1 protein-coding gene and 1 pseudogene are annotated in these 1,163 nt (G+C 60.4%); both read right to left on the bottom strand.

The window, feature by feature from the left end; genetic code table 11:
- Nucleotides 1-8 precede the first annotated feature (8 nt).
- A complete protein-coding gene (locus tag L1280_RS15635; RefSeq protein ID WP_104992216.1) occupies nucleotides 9-794 on the bottom strand; it encodes an IS630 family transposase in 786 nt (261 codons plus the stop codon).
- Nucleotides 734-1,129, bottom strand: a pseudogene (locus L1280_RS15640) (helix-turn-helix domain-containing protein); the annotation flags it as partial. The pseudogene L1280_RS15640 and the gene L1280_RS15635, both read right to left, overlap by 61 nt.
- Nucleotides 1,130-1,163: the final 34 nt, after the last annotated feature.

A 1,163-nucleotide genomic window follows, 5' to 3' on the forward strand; every position in this document is an offset into this window, starting at 1 on the left:
TACAGCGTTCATTTAATACGAATGGCTTCGTAGTGCCGTCCTAGCGTCCGGCGGGCGACCTGGGTGGAGAACTGCCAGTTGAGGGTGACGCCCGCGCGTGAACGCGCTGCCACCCAAGCCTCGACTTCCGACCGAAGCCGTTCCAGCACTGGAATACGCCGGTTCAAGCACTGCCGCTGAAGGGCACTGAATTCCAGTTCTGCCATGTTCAGCCACGAGGCATGTTTGGGCGTGTAGACCCACTCGAAGCGGCCCACCAACCGGTGGGCCGCCTGTGGCGACATGAACTTGTAGAAACTGCCGCCGTGATGCGTATTGAGGTGGTCCTGAACCAGGGTGATCTGGACGGCTGCTGGATAGGCCCGTTCCAGGTTCTGCATGAAGGCGGTGTACTCCTCGGCGGTCCGTCGGGCACAGACCTGGACAAACCGTCGGCCTGTTTTCGGCTCGACGGCCAGCAACACAGCCGCGCTCCCAAAGCGCTGGTATTCGTAGTCTTGTTTGGCGACTCGCCCCGGTTCCATCGGAACCGGGGCCATGACGTCACCGATCAGGAAGCAGGGTTGCTCATCGAAGCACAACACGGGAAAACGGTCGTCGTAGGGCCGAGAGTACACGTCCAGAACGCGTTCCATCTCGCAGAGGAAATTCGCCGTCAGGTGCGCGATGCACCACTGCCTTTTGCGGTGCGGCTGGACCGCGTTTTTTTCAGAATGTAGAACACCGTCGACGGAGCGATGTGGTCGACCAAGTTCAGCTCCACAGCCTTCTCTGCCAGCAAGCGAATACTCCATTGTGCGTGACCTTCGGGCGCCTCACTGCACGCCAGCGCGGTGATGGCCGCCCGGTCTTTGCCGTCGAACTTCGCGGGTCGCCCCGTATGCGGCGCATCGAACAGCGCCGCGTCCAGTCCCCCCAGGGCAAAGCGTTTTCGGGTCGCTTGCACCATCTGGACGCTGATACCGAGGGCGTCCTTGATGGCCGAGTCCGTGACCTGTCGATGGGCCAGCAGCAGAATCCGGGCGCGGGTCATGACCCGCGCCTTGCCACTGCCCTTCATGGTCATGCCGTGCAGAGTCTGTTCTTGCTTAGCACTCAAAGTCACTGGATAGCGAAGAGGACGGCTCATACCTCACTATGACAAATTCAAAAACGCTGTACTA

It is taken from the genome of Deinococcus sp. HSC-46F16 (genome assembly GCF_024171495.1).
Lineage (GTDB): Bacteria > Deinococcota > Deinococci > Deinococcales > Deinococcaceae > Deinococcus.

Excerpts from the sequence above, each read along its gene's own strand:
- L1280_RS15635 (WP_104992216.1), bottom strand. The coding sequence starts at position 794 with ATGGAGTATTCGCTTGCTGGCAGAGAAGGCTGTGGAGCTGAACTTGGT.